The organism is Aurantimonas endophytica (genome assembly GCF_014196845.1).
In the GTDB taxonomy this organism is placed as follows: Bacteria; Pseudomonadota; Alphaproteobacteria; order Rhizobiales; family Rhizobiaceae; genus Aurantimonas; species Aurantimonas endophytica.
This window is the reverse complement of the sequence record NZ_JACIEM010000002.1, coordinates 39,275-60,240: the sequence shown is the minus strand read 5'-3', so window position 1 is coordinate 60,240 and position 20,966 is coordinate 39,275. Positions and strand designations below refer to the sequence as shown.

Annotated in this window: 6 protein-coding genes; all 6 read left to right on the top strand. The window is 67.7% G+C overall.

Features of this window, described 5'->3' with window-relative positions:
- Positions 1-5: 5 nt before the first annotated feature.
- The 6 genes from GGR03_RS07985 (at position 6) to GGR03_RS07960 (ending at position 20,949) form a co-directional block, all read left to right on the top strand.
- Complete coding sequence (locus GGR03_RS07985; protein WP_183207128.1) at positions 6-1,286, top strand: ABC transporter substrate-binding protein; 1,281 nt, start codon at positions 6-8, stop codon at positions 1,284-1,286.
- Between the two features lie 16 nt (positions 1,287-1,302).
- Complete coding sequence (locus GGR03_RS07980; protein ID WP_183207127.1) at positions 1,303-2,250, top strand: ABC transporter permease; 948 nt, start codon at positions 1,303-1,305, stop codon at positions 2,248-2,250.
- 2 nt (positions 2,251-2,252) lie between these two features.
- Positions 2,253-3,140 carry an ABC transporter permease gene (locus GGR03_RS07975; RefSeq protein ID WP_183207126.1) on the top strand — a complete coding sequence of 296 codons (888 nt, stop codon included), beginning with the start codon at positions 2,253-2,255 and terminating at the stop codon, positions 3,138-3,140.
- A gap of 6 nt (positions 3,141-3,146) precedes the next feature.
- The gene (locus GGR03_RS07970) at positions 3,147-3,884 is read left to right on the top strand and encodes an aspartate/glutamate racemase family protein (RefSeq protein WP_183207125.1); all 738 of its coding nucleotides are present in this window, start codon (positions 3,147-3,149) and stop codon (positions 3,882-3,884) included.
- Positions 3,881-4,729, top strand: coding sequence for a GNAT family N-acetyltransferase (locus GGR03_RS07965; RefSeq protein ID WP_210292060.1), 849 nt, complete (start codon positions 3,881-3,883; stop codon positions 4,727-4,729). Before GGR03_RS07970 ends, GGR03_RS07965 begins: the two co-directional genes overlap by 4 nt.
- Before the next feature lie 419 nt (positions 4,730-5,148).
- Positions 5,149-20,949 carry a hypothetical protein gene (locus GGR03_RS07960; protein WP_183207124.1) on the top strand — a complete coding sequence of 5,267 codons (15,801 nt, stop codon included), beginning with the start codon at positions 5,149-5,151 and terminating at the stop codon, positions 20,947-20,949.
- Positions 20,950-20,966: the final 17 nt, after the last annotated feature.

Genomic DNA, 20,966 nt, shown 5'->3' with positions numbered 1-20,966 from the left:
ATCGGATGATCAAGGAAACTCTCGGCCGCGGCATCGACCGCCGCTCGGTACTCAAGGGATCGGCTGCCCTGCTGGGCGCCGGCGTCGTGACCAAGGTCACCGGCTTTCCGGCGATCGCGCAGGAGAAGGTGACCCTGCGCTATCTCTCGACGGCGGTGAACCAGTCTCCCGGCATAGCGGCGAAGGCCAGCGAGGATCTCGGCATCAACATCGAATACATCGCCGTGACGACCGACGACGTCGCCCGGCGCGTGATCACCCAGCCGAACTCGTTCGACCTCGTCGACACCGAATATTTCGCCCTGCCCAAGCTCATGCCGTCGGGCAACATCATGGGGCTCGACGCCTCCAAGATCACCAATGCCGGCAAGATCGCCAGCGTCATCCGCGAGGGCAAGGTCGCCGGCAAGGCAATCGGCCTCGACGGCACGGCGCCGGCCGAAGTGTTCTACCTCCCCGACGAGAAGGCGACATCCTTCGCGACCGAGGAGACCGGCTGGATCACCCTCATCCCGACCACCTACAACGCCGATACGCTGGGCATCCGGCCGGACCTGATCGGCAAGCCGATCGACAGCTGGGCCTCGCTGCTCGACCCGGACTTCAAGGGCAAGGCGGCGATGCTCAACATCCCGTCGATCGGCATCATGGATGCGGCGATGGCGCTCGAGGCGCGCGGCGACATCACCTATGGCGACAAGGGCAACATGACCCGCGAGGAGATCGACAAGACGATCGCCGCGCTGATCGAGGCCAAGCGCGCCGGCCAGTTCCGCGCCTTCTGGACCGACTTCAACGAGTCGGTGAACCTGATGGCATCCGGCGAGGTGGTCATCCAGTCGATGTGGTCGCCGGCGGTCACCGCGGTGCGCACCCAGGGCATCGAGTGCAAGTACCAGCCGTTGAAGGAAGGCTACCGCGCCTGGGCGTCGGGCTTCGGCCTGCCGGTGGCGATCGCCGACCGCGAGAAGGACGCGGCCTACGAGTTCATCAACTGGTTCCTGTCCGGCTGGGCCGGCGCGCACCTGGCCAAGCAGGGCTACTACACCGCCGTGCTGGAGACGACCAAGGAGGCGATGGAGCCCTACGAATGGGCCTACTGGTTCGAGGGCGCAGCGGCCGAGCAGGACATCCTCGCGCCGGACGGCAAGCTGCTGGAGAAGGCCGGCGCCACCCGTGACGGCGGCTCCTACGACGAGCGCATGGGCGCCGTCGCCTGCTGGAACGCCGTCATGGACGAGAACATCTACATGATCCGCAAGTGGAACGAGTTCATTGCCGCCTGAGGCGATCAACACGACCATGGACGCTCCGGCCGGTGCCGGGGCGACCCGCCCGGCGGGCGCCGTCGCCCGCCGTCGCGCCGGCCGCACCAGCTGGTCGCCGCGCTGGCTGCCCTATGCGCAGGCGGCGCCGCTGGCGCTCGTCTTCCTGTTGTTCTTCGTGCTGCCGCTGGCAACGACCTTCGTCGTCTCGTTCTGGGAATACACCGAATATTCCATCGAGCCGGCCTTCGTCCTCACCAACTACACCGACGTCTTCTATGGCTGCGTCGCCGACCTGCCGCGCCTCTGCACGACCTTCGCGACCTATCTGTCGACGCTGAAATTCGTGGCAATCGTCTGGGCGATCACGCTCACCCTCGGCTTCACCATCGCCTATTTCCTCGCCTTCCACGTGCGCACTTTGCCGATGCAGATCGCGCTGTTTCTGGTCTGCACCATCCCGTTCTGGACCTCGAACGTCATAAGGACGATCTCCTGGATCCCGCTGCTCGGGCGCAACGGCCTCGTCAACGAGACCCTCCAAAGTCTTGGGATCACCAGCCAGCCGCAGGAATGGCTGCTCTATTCGGACTTTGCCGTCGCCCTCGCCCTCGTCCATCTCTACACGCTGTTCATGGTGGTCCCGATCTTCAACTCGATGATGCGGATCGACCGTTCGCTGGTCGAGGCGGCGACCGACGCCGGGGCGAGCGGCTGGCAGACGCTGACCAACGTCATCGTGCCGCTGGCCAAGCCCGGCATCCTCATCGGCTCGATCTTCGTCGTCACCATCGTCACCGGCGACTATCTGACCATCGGCATCATGGGCGGCCAGCAGATCGCCTCGGTCGGCAAGATCATCCAGACCCAGATCAATTTCCTGCAGTTCCCGATCGCCGCCGCCAACGCCATCGTCCTGCTCGCCGTCGTCCTGGTGACGATCTGGGGCATGCTGCGCCTCGTCGACATCCGCAAGGAGCTCTGACCATGAACGGACGCCAGGAAAGAAGGCCACTCAGCTTCTACGTGCTGGCGACGATCTTCGCGCTGTTCGTGGTGTTCCTCTACGGCCCGGTGGCGACGATCCTCGCGCTGTCCTTCCAGGGACCGTCCGGCGGCCTCACCTTCCCGATGAACGGCGTCTCGCTCTACTGGTTCGAGCGGCTGTGGAGCGGCGGCGGCGTGGTCGACATCGGCAGCGCCTTTCGGCGCTCCTTCGCCCTAGGCCTCGTCGTCATGGTGCTCACGGTGGTCATCTCGGTCTCGGCGGGGCTCGCCTTCCGCAAGCGCTTCCACGGCGCGACGGCGCTGTTCTACGTGGCGATCGCCAGCCTGATCGTTCCCTCCATCGTCGTCTCGCTCGGCATCGCGCTGGAGTTCCGCATTCTCGACGATCTCCTCGGCCAGGCAGCGACGGCGTTCGGCCTGACACCGCCGCGCAACTCCATCGGCCTGTTCACCTCCGGCCTCGGCGCGCATCTCAGTTGGACCCTGCCCTTCGGCCTCTTGATCATGTTCGCGGTCTTCAACCGGCTCGACAAGAGCTACGAGGAGGCCGCCCGCGACCTCGGCGCGACGCCCTGGCAAAGCTTTCGCTTCGTCATCCTGCCGATGATCGCGCCGTTCCTGATCGGCATCTCGCTGTTCGGCTTCACCCTCTCCTGGGACGAGATCGCCCGCTCGAGCCAGACGATGGGATCGACCAACACGCTGCCGCTGGAACTTGCCGCGCTGACGACCACCGTGACCACGCCCGAGATCTACGCGCTCGGCACATCGGTCACCGCGGTGTCCTTCCTCGTCATCTTCGGCACGCTGGGGCTCTTCATCCTCATGCAGCGCCGCCGCGCCGCACGCGGCCTCCTGGGTGCCTGACGTTTCATGCGCATAGCCGTCATCAATCCGAATTCGACGCAGTCGATGACCGAGACGATCGTGCTCGCCGCCCGGCGGGCCGCCGCGCCGGGCACGACGATCATCGCTTGCCAGAACGACGACGGCCCGGCCTCGATCGAGGGGCATGTCGACGGCGCGCTGGCGGTGCCCGGACTGCTGCGCACCATCGCGGCGGCGGAGGACGGCGGGGCGGACGCTTTCGTCATCGCCTGTTTCGACGACACCGGTCTCGATGCCGCCCGTTCGCTTGCGATCGGGCCGGTGATCGGCATCGGCGAGGCGGCGGCGCACATGGCGAGCCTCGTCGCGCGGCGGTTCGCGGTGATCACGACGCTCTCCTGCTCGGTGCCGATCCTCGCCGACAATCTCGCCCGCAACGGGCTTGCCGCGCTCTGCTGCGGCGTGCGGGCCAGCGAGTTGCCGGTGCTGGCGCTGGAAGCCGATCCCGAGGCGGCGGGCCGGCGCATCTCCGATGAGATCGTCCGCGCGATCGACGACGACGGCGCCGAGGCGATCGTGCTCGGCTGCGCCGGCATGGCGGACTTCGCCGCAGAGCTCGCCGAGCGGCACGGGCTGCCGGTGATCGAGGGTGTCGCCGCGGCGATCAAGCTCGCCGAGGCGGCAGTTTCCCTCGGCCTCAGGACGTCGAAGCGTGGCGGTTACGCCCCGCCCCGTCCGAAGCCGGGCGGCTTCGTCCGTGCGCCCAGCCCGCCTGTATCATGAGCGAGATCACCATCCGCCCGATGACCGACGCCGACATGGCGCTCGCCGTCGAATGGGCGGCGGCGGAGGGGTGGAACCCGGGCCTTTCGGACGCAGCGCTGTTCCGGCAGACCGATCCGGACGGCTTTCTGGTGGCGATCGAGGCAGGCGAGCCGGTCGCCTGCATCTCCGTCGTTTCCTATGGCGAACGGCTCGGCTTCCTCGGCTTCTACATCGTGCGGCCGGACCGGCGCGGCCGCGGCATCGGCTGGCGGATCTGGCAGGCCGGCATGGCGCACTTGGCCGGCCGAACGATCGGGCTCGACGGCGTCGTCGACCAGCAGGAAAACTACCGGCGTGCGGGCTTTGCGCCGTCCCACCGCAACATCCGCCATTCCGGTCCCGCCGGCGGGGCGGCCAGGCCGGACCCGGACCTGCGAACGCCCACACCGACGGATCTCGACGCGCTGGCGGCCTTCGACGCGGCGCATTTCGGCGCGATGCGCCGCGATTTCGTCGCACGCTGGATCGCCGCGCCGGGCCATCGCGCCCTGTTCTGTGGCGCGCCGGCCGGCACCGTTTCCGGCTACGGGGTGATCCGGGCTTGCCGCGATGGCTTCAAGATCGGTCCGCTCTTCTCGACATCTCAGAAGACCGCCTCGCGCCTCCTCGGGGCGCTCGCCGCGACCTGCGCGCCCGACGCCCCGATCGTACTCGATATTCCCGAGCCCAACGCGAGCGCCTTGCAGCTCGCGGCTGCCGCGAGGCTGCAGCCGATCTTCGAGACGGCGCGGATGTGGCACGGGACAGCGCCCGAGATGCCCCTGGGGCAGGTGTACGGGGTAACGAGCTTCGAGCTCGGCTAGCACCCGTCCCGCATTCAGCCCATGGAGCCCAAAGCTGTTGGATATCCTGCTTTCGGGCATTCAAGCACCGTCGGCCTACCTAAATATACTTCCGCACAACGCGCAACGGCAACCGAGTCCGCGTCGACTCAAGAAAGAGCGACGTTTCTGCAAGAAACTTAGGCGTCGTATTGCGAAAACATCCCACTGCGACCTTTCCGCAACGCTTTCGAATTCACTAATCGAATCAAGATGCTAATCCGACGGTTGGTCACCTGCGGGAGTCGAGCGACCGGCAGAAGCTTGCGTGACGTCAAATCGTCTCCCGCGTGCTCTCTACGCACTTCCCCGAAGTTGTGCTTCATTTCCCCAGAGGCCGGTCCGCGGTGGCGGTTCGGAGGGGGACCGACTTCATGCTTTCAACGCGATCGCAGCAATTGATGGCGAGCAGTTGCCTGGCCGCCCTGGTCTGCATGTCGGCAAACGGCCTGGCGCGCGCGCAGGACGCGGGCTCCGCTGCCGCGGCGCCGCTGTGGGGCGCGCATGCCGACATCGTCGGGCGCACCGCGCACGAGCATTCGGCGGCGGGTGTCGAGTTCTTCGTTCCGCTGCTGCAGGACCAGGACTCGCTGATCTTCATCGATGCCGGGATCAACGGTGACTTCGATTCCGAGGTCTACGGCACCTTCGGCGTCGGCTACCGCCAGATCATCAATCCCGGGCTGATCCTCGGCGGCATCATCGCCGTGGACGTGACGCGCACCGACGACGAGAACACGTTCGGCGCCATCTCGCTGGGCGCAGAGGCGATCGGCACCGGCGCCGAGGCGCGGATCAACGTGCAGCTGCCGTTTTCCGGCGCCAGCCAGCTTTCCGACGAGACCCTCGCGATCAGCCAGCCAGGGACGCTGACCCTGCTCGGCAGCCAGCTGGTGGAACAGGCGGCAAACCAGCGCATCACGGTGGACGAGGTGCCGCTGACCGGCGTCGAGGGCGAGGTCGGCGTCAATCTGCCGATCGGCTTCGATCGGTTCGACGACGAGCTGAAGGCCTTTGCCGGCGCCTATCACTATGACGGCGACGGCGTCGACAGCTTCACCGGCGTCAGCGGCCGCCTGGAATACAGCGTCCGCGATGTCATGGGCGACAGCCTGCCCGGCGCCGAGTTGATCCTGTCGGCGGGCCTGACGCACGACGAGGAATACGGCACGAACTTCGCCGGCGAGGCGCGGCTGCGCATCCCGCTCGGCGTTCCGGCTCGCGCCGACGGCAACGCGAGGGCGCTGTCGCCGATCGAGGAGCGGATGACCCAGCGCGTGGTGCGCACCACACGCATCCATACGTCCGAACGGACGCGCACGCAGACCGGCGGCTTCGCGCCGCGGGTCGTCACCGACCCCCTGACCGGCCTGCCGCTCGACGCGATCATCTTCGCCGACGGTGCCGAGACGGTGGGGACCGGCACGCTGGCCGATCCGACCACGCTGGAGGACGCGGTGCTGCGGGCCGGCGTGAACGGCACGATCGTCGCGGAAGGCGGCAATGGCACGATCGACACGCCCGGCGTGACGCTGGCCAATGGCCAGCGCCTGGTCGGCGGCGGCGTCGTCATTCCGGTGCGCCTCGCTGACGGCACCATCGCCAGCTTCCAGCTCGGCCAGACAGCGCCGGTGATCGCCGGCGTGCCGACGGCGAATGTGATCACGCTCGCCGCGGGCAACCGGCTGCAGGCGCTGACGATCACGGGCGGCCTCTCCGGCATCGCCGGCACGAATGTCGGCGCGCTGACGCTGCAGCAGATCACCATCGCCGGCAGCGCCGGCGCGGGCTTCTCGATCGTCAACACCGCCGGCACCAACACGCTGGCCATCACCGGCCTGTCGGTGTCCGGCACGGGCGGGCCCGGCATCGCCGTGAACGGCCTCGGCGGCGGCACGACCACGGTGACCGGATTCAGCGGCGTCGGCGTCGCCAGCGCGGGCGGCGGCGGCGTGCTCTTCGACGGCGTGACCTTCGACGCCGACCCGGCGACCGCCGGCTTCCAGCGCGTCGAGGCCGGCAACCTGACGATCGGCGACCAGGCGAACCCGGCGGTGGTCGTCGGCGACGGCCTGCGCCTCAACCAGGTCGCGGGCGACCTCGATTTCGCCAGCCTGCTGATCGCCAACAGCAACGGCGCCGGCCTGTTCATCCGGGATCGGGGCGGCCCGGGCGGCGATTTCAGCTTCGGCAATGATTCGGGCGCCATCACCACCGTGGGCGGCACCGCCATCGACATCGACCCGGTGGCGCTCGCGGCGCGCTTCGGCAGCGTCTCGTCGACCAACGCCAACGGCCAGGGGTCCGGCGGCAACGAGGGGCTCTTCCTCGACAACATCCTCGCCCGCGACGCCGGCTCTCCGGCGCTGGTGATCGACTCGCTGCAGATCAGCGGCGCCGCCGGCGATGGTCTGGTGGCCACGAATAACGCCGGGAACCTCGTCTTCGGTACGACGACGATCACCAATGTCGGGGGCACCGGCATCCGCCTGGCGAACAATACCGGCAGCGTCAGCTTCGCCGACACGGTGATCACCAATCCGGGCCTCGACGGCATCGACATTGCCGGGATCAACGGCAGCGTCAGCTTCGGCAATGTCGACATTACCGGCCTCGGCACCGGCACCGGTCTCGACCTGACGGACGAGGCGGGCTTTGCCGCCACCCGCGTGGCGCTGGCCTTCCAGACGCTCGACATCGCCGGCACCGGCGCCGCCGGGTCGGTCGGCATCGACTATTCCGGCACGACCAACAATTTCGACGTCACGACGGCCGATTCCAGCAGCATCAGCGGCGTCGCCATCGGCATCGACCTGCGCAATGCCGCGGCGACCGGCCTCTTCCAGTATGGCGACGGCTCGGCCACCGACGCCGACGGGCGAGCCAGCCTGATCACCGCGGACCGTCCGCTCGAGATCGCCGGGCTGAGCGCCACGACGGGCCTCTACAATCTCCGCGACGTCGCCTATGTCGGCGACATCTCCAACCTCACCGGCATCACGGTCTTCTATGTCGATGCCGATGGCGGCAACGATCCGGGCCTTGCCGACGGCTCCGCGGAAGATCCCGGCACGCTGGCGCAGGCGATCGCCAGCGGCGCCGATGTCATCGCGCTGGTCGACAACCAGCTCGGCGGGCAGGACGTCATCGACGCGGGATCCCTCATTCAGGGTGCCCCCGGCTCGCTGACGCTGGCGGGCGGCCAGCGGGTCGTCAGTTTCCTCGCGGAAGACCTCGTCGATGTGGGCGGCGGCAGCGGAGTGCCGATCAATCTGCTGCTGACCGGCATCGACGCCAACATCGTCCGCAACCCCAATGCCGGTAGCGGCGCTCCCCGCCTGACGACAACCGAAGGCGGGTCGAACACGCTGGTGCTCGACAGCAGCAATGCCCTGCTCGGCACGGTCATCGACAACGGCGCCGGCGCGATAGCGGTGTTCGGCAGCGGCATCAGCGGATTGACCCTCCGCGACAGCCAGGTGGCCTCGATCTCACTGAACGCGGCCGGCGGAACCGGGCTCATCGAGAACGTCGCGATCGGACAACTTGCCCTCGACGGCGGAACGGTCGCGCTGGTTGGCACGAACGTGGACATCGGCTTTGGCGGCGCCGGCGCTGCCCTGTCGGTCGGCGGCGGCCATTCCGGCAACATCGCCTTCGACGCCGCGTCCGCGATCACCGTGTCCAGCGGGCTCGGCCTGCGCTTCGACGGCAGCAGCGGCAGCTACGCGTTTGGCGGGACGACCACGCTCGGCGGGGGAGCCAATCTTTCGATCGTCGATCTCTTCGGCAGCCTGACCTTCGGCGATGTGACGATCGCCAGTCCGGCGGGCAACGGCATCGACATCGCCGGCACCAACGGCGCCATCAGCTTCGGCGACATCGCCATCACCGGCGTCGCGGCGGGCGCCGTGGCGCTCGATTTCAACGGTGCCGCCCTCACCGGCGCGTTCAGCGCCAGTTCTCTGGTCGCCACCGGCGCCGGCGGCACGCCGCCGGCCGGCTCGATCGGCATCGACCTGCGCGGCGTCACCGGCGGCCAGGCGATCCGCGTCGGCGTCTCGCCGGCGCCGGATCCGGCAGCCGATACGCCGTCCACCCTCACCAATTTCGCCACCGGCGTCTTCGTCGACGCCGCCAGCAACGCCGTCTTCACCTTCGGCGACGGCGAGGACGCCGTCGACCAGGCGAGCCGCATCTTCGCCACGACCCGGATCGACGCCACCAGCGCGCCGACCCTCGGCAGCTACAACTTCCTCGATGTCGACTTCCTCGGCGCCGCGCCGGGCGCCGGCTTCGTGCCGGCCACCATCTACTACTTCTCCGAGACCGGCACCGGCACCGGCGCAACCCAGTCCGACCCCGGCTCGATCGCCGGCGCGGAGGCGAGCGGCGCCGACCTCCTGGTGCCGATCGGCCTGGCGGACATCGACGCGGCCGCCAGCGGCGGCAGTCTCGACCTCGTCGCCGCACAGCAACTGCGCGGCTTCGCCACGGCCGGCGGAACGCTCGACGTCGGGTTCACCGGTCCGTCGACCATCCAGATCTCGGCAAGCAGCTCGACGATCACGGACCTCAACAACGAAGGCTCGCCGACCCTGACGACGACCGCCGCCCAGAGCGTCGTCAATCTCTCCGACGGCAACACGCTGTCGTTCATCTCAACCACCGGCGGCACCTCCGGCATCGCCGGCAGCGGCATCAACAACCTCGTCGCCAGCAATATCAGCGTCGCGAACACCACCGGCGCCGGCATCTCGCTCACCGGCACGACAGGCAATATCGCATTCGGCGGCACGACGAGCGTCACCGCGACCGGCGGCACCGGCGTCTCCATCGCGGCGACCAGCGGCACTGTCAGCTTCGCCACCTTATCGGTCGACAACCTTACGACGCCGACGGCGGGCGGCGGCGTCTCGATCAGCGGCCCCGGCAGCTTCGGCTTCACCAACGGGTTCGACATCCGGACGAGTTCCGGCACCGGCTTCACGGCAACGGGCGGAGCCACCGTGACCGTCGCCGCCACCGCCGGCGCCGAGACGGTCACCACGGCCACCGGCCCGATCCTCGCCTGGAACGGCGTCACCATCGGCACAGGCGGCGTCAGCTTCGACAGCCTGACGGCGACCGGCATCGTCACCGGCGACGCGATCAGTTTTGACGACGTCGCCGGCGGCGCCTTCTCCAGTGGCACCGTCGGGATCGCCGGAACCACCGGCCTCGGCGCTGACGGCATCCAGATCGTCGACTCCGCCGCCAGCTTCGATTTCGGTGCTGTGACGATCGCCAATGCCGTGGCCCGCGGCATCGCCCTCACTGGCGCCAATGGCGACGTCACCTTCGCCAGCATCGACATCACCGGCGGCGCCGGGCGCGGCGTCGAGATCTTCGGCGCGATCAACGACATCGCCTTCAATGGCGGGTCGATCGGCCCGGCCGTCACGGCCGGTTTCCCGTTCCGCTTCGTGGTCTTCAACCAGGCGGCGACGAGCACGATCAGCCTGTCCAACGTCGACATCACCGGCGATGCCGGATCGGCCGATCTGTTCAACGTCCAGAACAGCGCCGGCACGATAAACGTCACCGGCGGCACGTTCAGCCAGGCCAGTGCCCAGGACACGGTCGGCATCTCCGGCGGCAGCGCCACGATCACCATCGGCGCCAATCTCGTCAACACGGGCACCGGCAGCGCGGTCCGGATCGACGGCACCAGCGGGACCATCGTCTTCGATGGGACGGTGAGCAATTCCGGCGGCGGACGGGCCTTCGACATCGGCTCGGGCACGGCGATCACCGGCGGCTCGATCACCTTCAACGGCGCGATCACCGACACCGCCAGCAGCGGCGTGCGCGTGCAGAACCTGGCAGCCGGCGCGACCTTCGCCGCCAACGCTGCGCTGACGGTCACCAACGCAGTGGATGACGCGCTGTCCTTCACCAACAACGAGGGAGCGCTCTCCTTCGCCGGCGTCACCGCCAGCACCACCGGCACCGCCCGTGGCATCGCCATCTCGGACGCCGCGGGATCCGCGAGCTACCAATTCAACGGCCAGGTCACGCTCGACCAGACCGGCTCCACCGGCGACGCGGTGTCGGTCACCGGCGCGGCCACCCACACCGTGTCGTTCCTCGGCGGCCTCTCGATCAACGCCGCCACCGGCGCCGGCTTCACCGCCAGCGGCCCGGCCACGATCAACGTCGCCGCCACCGGCACCCGCCAGATCACCACCACGACCGGCCGCATCGTCGACTGGAACGGCGTCGCGATCGGCGGCGTCGACTTCGCCAGCCTCACCGCCGGCACGGTGATCGGCGACGCGATCACCCTCACCGGTGCCACCGGCGGCACCTTCGCCGGCGGCGCCGTCTCGATCGCGGGGACGACGGGCCCAGGCGCGGACGGCATCGCAGTCACCGGGTCGAGTGCCGCGATCGGCTTGGGCGCGACGACGATCGGCGCCACCGAGGGCAACGGCATCGCCCTGTCGGACAATGCCGGCACGGTCACCTTCGGCGGCACGACCACGCTGATCAATCCGGGCGTTGCCGGTGTTGCCGTCACGGGCACCAACGGCGCGATCGGCTTCGCCAGCCTGCAGATCGCGCTGCAGTCGGACAACACCACCGGCGTCGATCTCGGCGGCGCCAATCTCGATGCCGGCTTCACGGCGACGGGCTTCGACCTCACCAGCACCTCACCGACCGGCACGACGGCGATCGACCTCAGCGGGACGACCAGCACCGGCACCGTGCGCTTCGGCGACACGGAGGTGGCGGGACAGAGCGCCACGATCGACGGCGCCGGCGGCAATGCGACTGGACCGACCACAGGCATCCAGCTCGCCAGCGCCAACATCGCCAACTTCATTTTCGGCGACGGCGAGAGCGCCGTGGACCAAGGCAGCCGCATCGTCGCGACGAACCGGCTCGACGCCAGTGCCGGCCCCGCCGGCGGCAGCTACAACATCCTCGACGTCGATTTCGCCGGGGCGGCGCCCGGCCCCGGCTTCACGCCGGCAACCGCCTATTACTTCTCCGCGACCGGCACCGGCACCGGCGCCACGATCGACGATCCCGGCTCGATCGCCGGTGCGCAGGCGAGCAACGCCTCGCTCCTAATCCCCATAGGCAACACGCAGATCGACGCCGCCGGCGCCGGCGGCAGCCTCGTCCTCGACGCGAACCAGCAACTGCGCGCCTTCGACGCCCCGGGCGGCACGCTCGACATCGGCTTTACCTATGGTGGTCTCGGCGTCATCCAGACCACCGCGACAGCCGGCAATATCAGCGACACCGCCGGCGACGGCTCGCCCGAGCTGACCACGACGAGCGGTGCCCCGGTCATCAATCTCTCCGACGGCAACACGCTGTCGCGCATCCGCATCAATGGCGGCGCGGTCGGCGTTGCCAGCACCGTCGCCATCAACAGCCTCATCGCCGATGACCTCACCATCTCGAACACGACCGGCGCCGGCATCTTGCTCGCCGGGACGGTCGGGAACATTGCCTTCGGCGGCACGACGACGGTGACGGCAACCGGCGGCCCGGGCGTCTCGCTCGCCGCGGCCGGGGGGACGATCAGCTTCGCTACCCTGTCGGTCGACAACGCCACCACGGCAGGCGGCGGCGTCGCGATCAGCGGCACCGGGAGCTTCAATTTCACCAACGGGCTCGCCATCCGCACGAGCACGGGCACCGGCTTCTCCGCCAATAGCGGCGGGACGATCCGGGTCGCGGCGACGGCGGGTGCCGAAACGATCGTCACCGGGTCCGGGCAGGCGCTCAGCCTCAGCGGCGTCTCGGTCGGTGCCGGCGGGTTGAATTTCGACGCGGTCTCCGCCAATGGCCCCAATGTCGGCATCGGCCTCATCAATGTCGGCTCGGTCGACGGCGGCGCGATCAATCTGGGTACCGTCGATCTCGACAACATGATCGTCGGCGGCGTGCGCATCGTGGGCACGCTGGGTGCCGCCCTCAATTTCGGCAGCCTGGCAGTCGGCTTGGCGGGCGACGCCGGGACGGCGTTCATCCTCAACGGCGTGGCACTCGGCGCGGCAATCACGGCCGGCGATTTCGACGTCACCAATGCGGGCGCCCGCGGCACCACGATCGGCGTCGATCTCACCGGCGTCACCGGCAACCAGATCGTGCGCCTCGGCGACGCCAACCCCGGCGGCGCGTCCTCCAGCATCGCCGGCGTCGCGACCGGCGTCGTCATCGGCAACACGTCCTCGGCGCAGTTCACCTTCGGCGACGGCGAAGCCAGCGTCGATCGCGGCTCGACGATCGAGGCGACGGTCCGCATCGCGGCACCCGGCAGCGTGCCGGCCGGGGCGAGCTTCAACTTCCAGGACCTGCAGCTTGACGAGGGCGGCCCGGGCACCGGCTTCGGCATCGGCCGGATCATCTATGTCGACAGCGACGGCGCGGCCGGCGGCGGCGACGGTTCGGGCAGCGACGGCGCCAATCCGGCGACGCTGGCGGATGCCGAAGCCGCCGCGGGCGAAGGCGACATCATCGTCCTGATCAACAACGGCACCGTGATTTCGGCAGCCGGATCCGGCACCGACGACACGCTGCGCCTGCTGGCCAACCAGCAGGTGCTGGGCTTTGCCAACGGCGACATCTCGATCGGCTTCACCGCCCCGACGGGGATAGACTTCGGCACCAACAGCTTCTCAGTGGCCGACCCGATCACCGGCGTCGGCGTCGGCGGCGCGGCGACCCTGACGTCGGATGCCGGCGACGACGTCATCACGCTCGGCGTCCTCCGCAACCGGATCGACGGCTTCATCCTCGACGGCGGTCCCGCCGGCGCATCGCGCGGCATTGCCAGCAGCGCCTCGTCGGACGTGACGATCTCCAACATGACCATCCGGAACTTCAACGTCCGGGCGATCGACCCTGGCGTCTCGCAGAACCTGATCCTCGACAGCGTCATCTTTGCCGACAACGACGTCGACCTGGCCGTCTCCGGCCTCGACATCACCCTCAGCAACGTCACCAGCACCGGGGCAACCGGCAGCGGCGGTGCCGCGATCCAGTTCCTGATCGCGGACGGCACCACGACGCTGACCAATGTGTCGGTGACCGGCGCCGCGAACGGCGCGATGCGCTTCGAGACCGTCTTCGGCACGGTCAATGCGACGAATGTCGACCTGTCCGGCGCCTCGGCCCTTGCCGTGGTCGGCGGCAACGCCGCCTTCAGCTTCGACGCCGACAGCTCGATCATCAACAACGCCGGGGTGGCCGTCAGCCTCTCCGGTCGCACCGGCGGCAGCTTTACTCATGCCGGCACGGTGACGTCAGACGGCGCAGGGGCCGGCGGCATCGCCATCTCCGGGGCCACGGCCGCCAATACCGTCAATTTCAGCGGATCGGTCAATCTCGGCGGCACCACGGCGCTCGGGCTTTCGGGCGTTTCGATCAACAACAACGCCACGGTCTCGAACGTCACCTTCGCCAACCTCGATGTCGCGACGAACGGCGTCACCGCCTTCTCAGCCGAATTCAGCGGAACGATCAATGTCGCCGACGGCAGCCTGTCGGCGCTGGGTGCAACGGCGGTCGTACTGACCACCATCACAGCCGACGTCAATTTCGGCTCGACGATCTCAACCGGCGGCGTGAACAACGTTGCGATCAACAACCTTATCGGCGGCTCGGTCGCGCTTGGCACCGGCGCTCTCAGCGGCGCCACCGCCACTGCCTTCCAGATCGATATGAGCACAGGCGATGTCAGCTATGGCGGCTCGCTCAGCAAGACCCTTGCAGGCCCGACCCTCAGCATCAGTGGCCATTCGGACGGCGCCATCGCCTTCTCCGGCGATATCGAGGCGACGGGCAGTGCGGGTGGCATCCTGATCCAGAACACCGCCAACACCGTGGTCGACTTCTCCGGCACCGTGACGCACGGGGCCAGTTCTGCAGGCATCCTGATCCAGAATTCCCTCACCACCACGACGACCTTCTCGAACACGGTCACGCTCAGCACCGGCGCGTTCAACGCTGTCGAGCTGACCGGTACCGGATCGACCTCGTTCAATGGCGGTCTCGACATCACCACCACGTCCGGCGCCGGCTTCGTCGCCGTCGGCGGCGGCACCATCAACGTTGCCGCAACCGGCACGCGTCAGATCACCACGACCACCGGGCGGATCCTCGACTGGAACGGCGTCGCGATCGGCGGGGGCAACGTTTCCCTCGGCAGCATGACAGCGAGTGGCACCGTCCTCAACGCCGACGCGATCAACCTGACCAATGTCTCGGGAGGTAGCTTCTTTGGTGGCCCTGTGACGGTCGCCGGAACGTCGGGCGCAGGTTCCGACGGCATTGAGGTCAATAATTCGAGCGCGATCGTCAATTTCGGCTCAACCGCGGTGACGATCAGCAATACGGCCGGCAACGGCGTGAACCTGGTCGGCGCCAACGGCACCGTCACGATGTTCAATACCACGGTCAACGGAGCGGCCGGTTCCGGCGTCAGGATCAGCGGCACGAGCGGCTTCGTCTTCATGGGCGGGTCGATCGGCGTGACGACCGTCAACGGCGGCCCCGGACTGCTGGTCGAGAACACGGTCTCGGGTACGGTCCAGACCACCGGCATCAATGTGAGGGCGAACGGCGCGGACGCCGTGCAGCTGTCAAACAACGCCGGCGCCGTTCAAATGGATTGGCCGGGCACGATCACCCAGCTCGGCGCCGGCGATGGCGTCGACATCAGCGGTGGAACCGGCAACGTCCAGATCGACAGCAGCATTGTCCACAGCGGTGCCGCGGGAGCCGCGGTGCGCATCGCGGGAACGTCCGGGGCCATCAGTTTCGATGGCGACGAAATCAGAAAGACCGTCGGCGGCGTCACGGCCGACATCAGCGACGCCATCGGCACCGTCCAGATCGGCGGCGTTTTCGGGGGCGAGGTGATCGGCAACGACGGCGCCGGCGGCATCCTGATCGACAACAGCAATGTGGCGTTCGGGACCCAGGTTCGGCTGACGACGGGCACGGCCAATGCGGTCACGATCACCAACAACGCCGGCCGCACCGTCGCCTTTACCGGCGGTCTTGCCATCAACACCACCTCCGGCGCCGGCTTCACGGCGGACAGCGGCACGGTCAACGTCGCCGCCCTCGGCACGCGCCAGATCACCACCACGACCGGCCGGATCCTCGGCCTGAGCGATGTCGCCATCGGGGCGGCCGGCGTCAATTTCGCAAGCCTGACGTCGACCGGCATTCTCGGCGTCAACGCGGTCAGCCTGGCCAACGTCACCGGCGGCGGCTTTGCGGGCGGGACGGTCTCGGTCGCCAGCACGACCGGCAGCGCCATCACGGTCGCTGGCTCGAGTTCTTCCATCGGCTTCGGCACGACGACGATCGGCCAAACCGGCGGCGACGGCATCGCGCTGACAGGCAATACGGGCAGCGTCAGCTTCTCGGGGATCACCACGGTCAATAACCCCGGCCTCGTCGGCGTCGACATCGAGGGCACCAACAGCGCGATCAGCTTCGCCGATCTCAAGATCAATCTGAACACGGCCGGCACGACCGGCCTCGACCTGTCCGGCGCCGTGCTCGACGGCAACGTCACGGCCACCGATTTCGATGTCACCGGCACGACGATCGACACGACGCTGGGCGTCAACCTCGCGAACACGACGCGCACAGGCGCGCAGGTCGTCCGGCTCGGCGACACGGCGGTCAATGGGCAGAGCTCCAGCATCGTCGGCACCGGACGCGGCGTCCTGTTCTCGCCAACCACCGACATCCATTTCGTCTTCGGAGACGGCGAAGGCGTCATCGATACCGGATCGCTGATCGCCGTGGCCGGCCGCGCCATCGACAGCACCGGCGTCCTGCTGCCGACGTCCGGAATCTACAATTTTGCCGACGTCGAATTCGGAAGCAGCGTCATCGACAATCTGGCGTCGATCTCCGTCTACTTCGTCGACCAGGCCAATAACGGCGCGGGGGCCGGCACGTTCGCCAATCCGGGCAGCATCCAGGGTTTCGAGGCTTCGACCGCCAATGTGCTGGTGCTGATCGACAGGGCCAACAACGGTACGTCCGACCTCATCGACATGGGGACCGGGTCGCTGGACCTCGCCAGCGGTCGCGTCGCTATTTCGTTCGGTTCCGGCGATGCCGCCATCGACGTCTCGACGCTCGGCGTCGCTGGCAGCGGTGCACCGTCCTCCTTCACCTTCACGGGCATCGCCAACTCGCCGATCATCCAGGCACCGGGCGGCATCGATACGGTACGTCCGACGCTGACGACGGGTGGCACAGCCAACACGATCAACCTCCCGACCACCGGCACGGGCACGATCACCGCCGGCGTCGGACGCGTGATCGTCAGGAACACCGGCACCGGCGACGCCATCGCGGCCGACGCCACGACAGGCTCGGTTTTCGCGATCCTCGGCAACGACATCACCGCCGGCGGCCAGGCGCTTCGCCTGTCGACGACGGGCGGAACGGCCGACATGCTGCGCGCCTTCGTCGACAACAACCGCTTCGAGCGGACCACCGCCGGTCCCGCCGTCTCTTTCAACGGACAAAGCATTTCCGCGCTGGCGAATTCGATCGCCGTCCGGTCTTTCGGGTCCAACACGGTCACCGGCAACGGCACGGGCGGCGGCATCCTGTTCGACAATGTGCGCTTCGATGCCGACGGAGCCGGCACCGCCGTCAACGCCACCGCACTCACCGTAGGGACGACGGGCGCCCGCGTCGAGGGCAACGGCGTCACGTTCCTCAACACGATCGGCATCTTCAACGCCGGCACGCTGAACATCGCCAACAACAACGGCACCGGCCTTCTGGTCGACACCAAGGGCGCCGGGACGACGTTCACGCTGAACAATACCGGCGGCGCGGTCGACACCACCAACGGCACGGCGATCAACCTCGATCCGCTGACGGTGGGGATGACGCTTGACAGCGTCACCGCCACAGGCGGCCTGGGCGTCACCAACGGGATCATCTTCGACGATGTCGCTGGCAGCTTCACGGTCACGGGCGCGACAACGATCACCGACACGACCGACTACGGCATCCACGCGACACTCGGGAACACCGGCACGTTCAACTTCAACGCGGTGTCGATCGACAACACCGGGTCGTCCGGCGGCGGTGTGCGGATCGACAGCGGGACGCTCGCCGTCTTCGGCACGACCTCCATCCAGACGGCAGACGGATACGGTCTGGTTCAGACAGGCGGAGCGATGAGCATCGACGGGGCATTGTCGATCAGCACCGGGACCGGTCAGGGCGTCGCCGCCAGTGCGGGGACGATCACCGCGACAAATGTGGCGAACACGGTGGCATCCACGGGTGGGGCGGCCGTGGCAATGCTCAACAATACCGCTAATCTCTTCTTCGCCAGCACTTCCTCGAGTGCCTCGTCGCAGTTCAACATCGTGTTGCAGAACGTCGCCGGCACGATCGATCTCGGGACCGGGACGCTTGCCGGAGCCAATAACACGGCCGTCCGTGTCATCGGCGGGACGGCCGTCATCTCCTATGCCGGCGCGATCAACAGCACTGTCGGGCAGGCCGTCGAGATCAGCGGCCGCACCGTTGCATCGGGTGCGATCACGCTGTCCGGAAACATCAACCACAATTCCGCGGCTGATCGCGGCATCTACGTCCATGACAACACCGGCGGCACCGTCACCTTCTCCGGCGCCTCCCAATCGATCACGACGGGATCGGCGAACGGCGTCGAGCTCAGCACCAACACTGGCGCGACGACCAACTTCACCGGCGGCGCACTCGCGATCGGGTCGACGACGGGCACCGGCTTCGTCGCCTCGGGCGGCGGGACGGTGAACGTCTCCGGGACCGGCAACACGATCACGGCGAGCGCCGGCGGGGCGGTCCTCGCCACCGGGATCGGCGGCACCATGACGTTCGCCTCCATCGCCTCCACCGGTTCGCCGACCGATGGCGTGAATCTCGGTCTCAACAGCGGCGCCAGCTTTACCGTGACCGGCAACACCATCATTTCCTCGCCGACGGAATCCGGCGTCGAGATCGCCGGCGCCGGAACGATCTCGTTCCTCGGCACCGGTTCCTCGATCACCGGCGCCGGGGCGGCGCCGTTCCTCGTCACCGGCGGCACGGCCAACGTCACCTGGAACGGCGCCGTCACCCAGGGCGCCGGCGCGGCGATGGTCAGCATTACCAACCACGCGACCGGCACGATCACCTTCAACACCGGCACGCTCAGCGCCACCGCTGGCACCGGCCTGCAATTCTCCAATGCCGACGGCACATACAACTTCAACGGCACGACGACGCTCAACGGCGGCGACGCCGGCATCGACATCATCGGCGGATCGGAGGGAAGGTTCACCTTCGGCACCGGCACCGCGATCACGCATGGCGCCGTTGGCCCAGCGTTCTTCCTCGACTCCAGCAACGCCAACATCACCTACAGCGGCGGCATCACGGACAATAACGGCTACGCGGTTGCCATCAACAACCACGATGGCGGGACGATCACCTTCCAGACGGGCACAATTTCCTCAACCGGCCTGGGGGCCGGCGGCATCATCGTCCAGAACAGCAATGGCGGCATCGTCAATTTCAACGGCCAGACGACGCTGAGCACCGGCAATACGACGGCCGTCGACCTGAACAGCAATACCGGCGGAACGGTCAATTTCGACAGCACCGGCGCTGAAAGCGGCAGCCTGAACATCACCACCTCCGACGGCATCGGCTTCAACGCCACGGGCGGCGGCACGGTGACGGTGCGCGGTACAGGCAACGTGATCAGTTCCGTTACGGGGACGGCACTCAACGTCGTCAACACCACGATCGGCGCGGCAGGGCTGACCTTCCAGAGCATATCCTCGAACGGGGCAGGCAGCGGCATCGTTCTCACGAACACCGGCACGCTTGGCGGCCTGACGGTGACGGGTACGGGCACCGCCAACAGCGGCGGCACGATCCAGAATTCGACCGGCAACGCCATCACCGCGTCCGGCACGCGGAACCTGAACCTGACGTCGATCCGGATCCTCAACAGCGTCGGAGAAGGGATCAACGCCACCAATCTCGGCGGCACCAACAGCGTCACCGACAGCGCGATCAGCGGCTTCGACAGCGGCGGGACGGCGACCCGAAACGCCATCAGCATCGTCAACAGCAACACCGACATGACGTCGTTCACGGTCAGCGGCACGACGATCACTGGCTCCGGCACCAGCAATGACGGCGTCTTCATGGAGGCGCAGGGCACCTCGAACATGGCGCTTATCGTCGAGGGAGCGTCGACCTTCACCAACATGTTCGGTGACGGCGTGCAGGTGAACGGATCGACCGGCGCGACCGGCAACGTGCGGGTGACGGTCAGGAACTCGAACTTCACCAACGCCGCGGCGCTGGGCAATGGCGGCATCTCGCTGCAATCGTTCGGCGCGGTGAACTACTTCGCCGACATCGACACGAACACGTTCGACACGATCATGCGGCCCGTATCGAACCTCGGGGCGGTCACCGCGACCAACGGCCAGACCGCCAATGCGAACATCACGGTCCGCAACAATACGATCAACAATCTGCCGGGCACGCGCGGCATCAGCTTCACCGCCGATGGCAGCGGCCAGAGCCAGCTGCTGATCGACAACAACGACATCGATCGCCTCGGCTCCAACCACAGCGGCATCAACGTCAACCTGATCAATGGCAACGGCCAGGTCACGGTCTCGAACAACAGGATCGGCCAGCAGGCCCCGCTGTGGGCAAACGGGCCCTATCTCAACTACGCGATCCGCCTGCAGACGCAGAACGCCAGTTCCATGACGTCGCTCGTCAGCGGCAATTTCGCCACGGCCGGTGTGACGCTCGACGGGTCGGTGCTTTACGTGGAGGCGAGCGGCACCTCCACGCTGAATTCCATCATCAGGAACAACACCCTGCAGGATACGTCGCTGGACTTCGGCTTAGGCAATTACGGCATAGGCGCATTCACCACCGGCACGGCGACGGTGAATGTCGATATCGACCAGAACAACCTGCTGGGAACGGGGGTCATCGATCTGTTCGAAGCGGCCGCGGGAAGCAGCCTCAACGTGGAGCAGGCGCAGGCAGCATTGGCCGCCAACAACAATGCCGCCTCGGTCAGCGTGACCGGCTCGCCCCAGTTCCTCACCGGCAATCCGCCCCTCCCGACGACGCCGGCGCTGCCGTGACCGCTCGAGAAGCCAAC

What these genes read in the sequence shown, in the direction of transcription:
- GGR03_RS07980 (WP_183207127.1), top strand. Translation starts at nt 1,303, where the DNA reads ATGGACGCTCCGGCCGGTGCCGGGGCGACCCGCCCGGCGGGCGCCGTC.
- GGR03_RS07960 (WP_183207124.1), top strand. Translation starts at nt 5,149, where the DNA reads ATGGCGAGCAGTTGCCTGGCCGCCCTGGTCTGCATGTCGGCAAACGGC.
- GGR03_RS07970 (WP_183207125.1), top strand. Translation starts at nt 3,147, where the DNA reads ATGCGCATAGCCGTCATCAATCCGAATTCGACGCAGTCGATGACCGAG.
- GGR03_RS07965 (WP_210292060.1), top strand. Translation starts at nt 3,881, where the DNA reads ATGAGCGAGATCACCATCCGCCCGATGACCGACGCCGACATGGCGCTC.
- GGR03_RS07985 (WP_183207128.1), top strand. Translation starts at nt 6, where the DNA reads ATGATCAAGGAAACTCTCGGCCGCGGCATCGACCGCCGCTCGGTACTC.
- GGR03_RS07975 (WP_183207126.1), top strand. Translation starts at nt 2,253, where the DNA reads ATGAACGGACGCCAGGAAAGAAGGCCACTCAGCTTCTACGTGCTGGCG.